Origin of the sequence: Dietzia sp. SYD-A1 (assembly GCF_015356725.1) — a bacterium.
GTDB lineage: Bacteria > Actinomycetota > Actinomycetes > Mycobacteriales > Mycobacteriaceae > Dietzia.
On the sequence record NZ_JADDKI010000312.1, the window covers coordinates 1 to 4301 of the forward strand.

Sequence of the window (4301 nt, forward strand, 5' to 3'; positions counted from 1 at the left end):
CCTCCACGACCGCCGAGCCCCCGCCGCCCTCGGCCTGAACGGGGTTCCGACGAGGCAGTGGCGTCGAGGGCAGCAGTCCCGGGTCGCCGGGACCGGGGATCTGACGGGCCCGGAGGGCGACGCATGAAGAACGACAAGGTGGGGGTGGGCATCGCTCTGGGCCTCGCCATCGGAACCGCGCTCGGCCTGGCGATGGACAACATCGGCGCCGGCATCGCGATCGGCCTGGCCATCGGTGTGGCCCTGGGGGTCGCCCTGTCCGGCGAGGACAACGATCCCGGAGACGACCCCGACGGCGCGTGATCCCCCGTCGGGACGCAGACGCGGCCGGGCGACGGACCGTCTTGTCGCGGACGCGGGCCGACCCGGGTCCCTGCTCGGCGGCTGGGAATGACCGCTGGCACAGGATCCGTTGCATGGACCGAATGAAAAACGGCGGGCGACGTGCACGATGTGCAGGTCACCCGCCGGTTCCGGTGGGGTGGCTGACGGGACTCGAACCCGCGACAGCCAGGATCACAACCTGGTGCTCTACCAACTGAACTACAGCCACCATCGCCGTCCTCGCGAACGGCGTTGATGATGCTACCCGGTCGGTGCGCCGGTCAGGAAATCGCCAGGTACCGTCGTCGGCCGGGCCCGCGCGGCGGCGCGTGGCTCCGTCAGTCCACGGGGGGCAAGGCGCCGGCTGCGGCGCGCACCTCGTCGGTGGTCGGACCCGGTTGCGGGACGAACGCCGTGGCGCGGTAGTACTTCAGCTCGCGGATCGACTCCTTGATGTCTGCCAGGGCACGATGGGACATGCCCTTCTCGGGTTGGCCGAAGTAGATGCGCGGATACCAGCGGCGGCACAGCTCCTTGATCGAGCTCACATCGATCATCCGGTAGTGCAGGTAGGAGTTGAGCTCGGGCATGTCCCGGGCGAGGAACCCTCGGTCGGTGCCGATCGAGTTGCCGGCGAGGGGAGCGGTCCCGCTGACCGGGACCCAGGCGCGGATGTAGTCCAGCACCTGCTTCTCGGCCTCCGCCACCGTCACGGCGGAGGCGCGGATCTCCTCGGTCAGCCCCGACGAGGAGTGCATGTCCCGTACGACCGGCAGCATCGCGGCCAGTTTGGCGTCGGAGGCGTGGATGACGATGTCCACGCCCTCGCCGAGGACATTGAGTTCCGAGTCGGTGACCAGTGCGGCGATCTCCACCAGCGCGTCGTTGGTGGTGTCGAGGCCCGTCATCTCGCAGTCGATCCACACGATCCGGTCGTTCTTGGATTCCTTGTGGGGCGTGGGGCTCGACGTCGCGACGGCGGTGGGAGCAGGGCTCGACTCTGGCATCGCTCGACTATATCGCCGCAGCGTTCCAAGCTTCGTCCCACGTCTGCGGCCCCCACCACCGCGTCGAGCCTGCAGGCGTCTGGAGCACCGCCGTGTGGCAGCTGACGTCCTCAGTAGGGTGGGGATATGCCCTCGTCCGCGGCCGACCCCGAAAACTCACCGTCGATGGCAACCGATGAGTGGAACTTGCGATTCCTCGCGGAGATGGGACAAATCCTGGCGGAACGCCCCGGAACGGAGTTCGACTCTCCCGGGGCCGTTCGCTACAGGGTGGAAGAACTGGCACTGACGGGCGGATTCGTAAGACTGGTCTGGGCTTTCCCTGGCGCTCCGGACACGGGGAAGCGCTCGGTCCGCGTCGGACGGTTCATGAACTTGGTGGACTTGCGAGGCGGGTTCTCACCGGATGATCCAGACATCGTTGCCGGGGCAGTACTGCTCAACGATTTCTATCCAGCTCACCCCCCAGCGGAGGACCGTGAGCACGCAGACGGCATTCGTTGGCTAGGGCCGCCGCCTCCCTAGCAGCCGGGCCATGCTTGGTAACTGCCGGAGACTGCTCGCGAGGTCGGCCGATCAGGCCTCGGCCTGCCCCTCGCCGAGCTTGGCGTAGAACCGTCCCACGATCGGGGCCATGACCCCGCGCGGGGTGTAGTTGCCCGCCACCGACATCGCCTGGCCCAGGGGTCCCGGGACCACGCGCATCTTGTTCCGGGCGAGCGCGTCCAGCGAGATCCGGGCGGTGTACGTGGTGTCCACCCAGAAGCGGTCGGGGACCAGGCGGTCGACGAACGTCTTGTCCTCCTCGGCGATCTCCTCGGTGCGCACCGGGCCGGGCGCCAGAAGCGTCACGTTGACTCCGGTGCCCTTGAGCTCGCCGCGAAGTGACTCGGAGAAGGTGTTGAGGAACGCCTTGGTGGCCGCGTAGGTGGCGTTGTTGGGGATCGGCATGTTGCCGGCCGCGGAGCCGACGTTGAGGATCGCGCCCGAGCGACGCTCGACCATTCCGGGCAGGACCGCCAGCACGAGGTCGTGGCAGGCGACGGCGTTGACCTGGACCTGGCTCTTCTCGTACTGCGGATCGAGTGTGGCGACCGGACCGAACGTGGCGATGCCGGCGTTGTTGCACAGGATCGAGACCTCGCGGCCCGCCAGCTCCTCCAGTAGCGGGGCCCGCTCGGCCGGATCGGACAGGTCGCAGGCCCGCACCTCGACCGTCACCGGGAACCGGCTCTCCAACCGCTCCTTGAGCTCCTGCAGCACCTCGCCGCGCCGCGCCACGACGATCAGCGAATGCCCGCGGCGGGCCAACTCGGCGGCCAGCGCCATGCCGATCCCAGAGGAGGCGCCGGTGACGACAGCACGATTCGTCGCGGTGGGCAGGGGAAGCGGCATCATGCGTCCTCGGGTCAGGTGGTCAGGGCCGAGGGTGAGCGTACCGGCGAGGGTGGTGAACGAGGGAGTCGGAGACGCCTCCCGGTGCGGCGCCGGCGATCAAGGGCACCGGTCACCGGCGGTGAGAACCGGGACGGCACCACGCCGGCGTGAATGGACCCGCCACCTGCGCTCGCGAGGCCACTGACGAACCGCCAGGCACTAGGTTCTAGGGCGTGAGCAGCACCGGGACACCGCCCCCTCCAGAGACCGCCACCTCGTCGTCGTCGCCCGATCCCCGCCCCGCCACCCGCGGCCAGGTCTTCTCCTGGGCGATCTGGGACTGGGGCTCGGCGGCGTTCAACGCGGTGATCGTGACCTTCGTCTTCTCCGTGTATCTCACCGACTCGGTCGGCGCGGACCTCGACGGCCCGTTCTCGGCCGCGACCTGGCTGTCCATCGCGATCGCGCTGGCCGGGTTGGTGATCGCGGTGACCGCGCCGGTGATGGGCCAACGGGCGGACCGGGGCGGGCGTCGCCGACGCTCGCTGGCGATCTGGACCTATCTCACGGTGGCGTTGACCGCGCTGATGGTCCTGGTCGACGCGGACGCGCCCTATCCGTGGTTCTTCGTGGGATTGTTGCTACTCGCGCTGGGGTCCATCACGTTCGAGTTCGCCGAGGTGTCCTACTTCGCCATGTTGCGGCAGGTCTCCACCCCGGCCACCGTGGGGCGGGTGTCGGGCTTCGGGTGGGCGATGGGCTACTTCGGCGGGATCGTGCTGCTGCTCACCGCGTTCCTCGGCTTCATCTCCGGCGACGGCGACGAGCGGGGCCTGCTGGGCATTCCGACCGACGGCGGCCTCAACGTGCGCCTGGTGTGCCTGGTCGCGGCGGTGTGGTTCGCGGTGTTCGCGTTGCCCGTGCTGCGGTCGGTGCCGGAGAACCGGCCCCGGGCGAGGTCTGGCGACGACGACGAGGTGGCCTTCACCGAGTCCTATCGCATCCTCTGGCGGGACCTCAAGGCCCTGTGGCGCCGGGACCCGCGGACCGTGAAGTTCCTCGTGGCCAGCGCCATCTTCCGCGACGGGCTGGCGGGGGTGTTCACCTTCGGGGCGATCCTGGCGGTCACGGTGTACGGGCTCGCGCCGGGGGACGTGCTGATCTTCGGGGTGGCGGCCAACGTGGTGGCGGCGTTGGGCGCGGCGGTGGCGGGGGTCGCGGACGACCTGGCGGGGCCGAAGGCGGTGATCATCGGCTCGCTCGCGGCGATGCTCGGCACCATGACGGTTCTGTTGTTTGTGGACGGCACCGCCATGTTCTGGCTCTTCGGCCTGCTCATGTGCCTGTTCGTGGGCCCGGCGCAGTCGGCGTCGCGGTCCTTCCTGGCCCGCCTCGCGCCGCCCGGCGGTGACGGCCAGATGTTCGGCCTCTACGCCACCACCGGACGCGCGGTGTCGTTCCTCGCCCCCGCGCTGTTCGGTCTGTTCACCTGGGGTTTCGGCACCGACCGGGCGGGAATCGCCGGCATCGCGCTGGTCCTGCTGGTGGGTCTGGTCCTGCTGCTGCCTGTGCGCACCCCGACCCGCGCCGAGA

Annotated in this window: 4 protein-coding genes and 1 tRNA gene; 2 read left to right on the forward strand and 3 right to left on the reverse strand. The window is 69.5% G+C overall.

What is annotated here, in order from left to right:
* Positions 1 to 123: 123 nt before the first annotated feature.
* Positions 124 to 303 carry a hypothetical protein gene (locus IY392_RS12695; RefSeq protein ID WP_194861413.1) on the forward strand — a complete coding sequence of 60 codons (180 nt, stop codon included), beginning with the start codon at positions 124 to 126 and terminating at the stop codon, positions 301 to 303.
* 174 nt (positions 304 to 477) lie between these two features.
* On the opposite strand, the gene IY392_RS12700 is transcribed toward IY392_RS12695, so the two are convergent.
* From IY392_RS12700 to cmrA, 3 genes are all read right to left on the reverse strand, one after another.
* Positions 478 to 553: transfer RNA gene (locus IY392_RS12700), tRNA-His, on the reverse strand.
* A gap of 109 nt (positions 554 to 662) precedes the next feature.
* A complete protein-coding gene (gene orn, locus IY392_RS12705; protein WP_194861414.1) occupies positions 663 to 1331 on the reverse strand; it encodes an oligoribonuclease in 669 nt (222 codons plus the stop codon).
* A 576-nt stretch (positions 1332 to 1907) separates the two neighbouring features.
* A complete protein-coding gene (gene cmrA / locus IY392_RS12710) occupies positions 1908 to 2726 on the reverse strand; it encodes a mycolate reductase (RefSeq protein WP_194861415.1) in 819 nt (272 codons plus the stop codon).
* A 314-nt stretch (positions 2727 to 3040) separates the two neighbouring features.
* Here cmrA and IY392_RS12715 point away from each other — a divergent pair.
* Positions 3041 to 4301, forward strand: a 1261-nt coding sequence (locus tag IY392_RS12715) for an MFS transporter (RefSeq protein WP_194861416.1), incomplete at its 3' end; no start/stop codon positions are given.

What these genes read in the sequence shown, in the direction of transcription:
- IY392_RS12695 (WP_194861413.1), top strand. Translation starts at nt 124, where the DNA reads ATGAAGAACGACAAGGTGGGGGTGGGCATCGCTCTGGGCCTCGCCATC.
- orn (WP_194861414.1), bottom strand. Translation starts at nt 1,331, where the DNA reads ATGCCAGAGTCGAGCCCTGCTCCCACCGCCGTCGCGACGTCGAGCCCC.
- cmrA (WP_194861415.1), bottom strand. Translation starts at nt 2,726, where the DNA reads ATGCCGCTTCCCCTGCCCACCGCGACGAATCGTGCTGTCGTCACCGGC.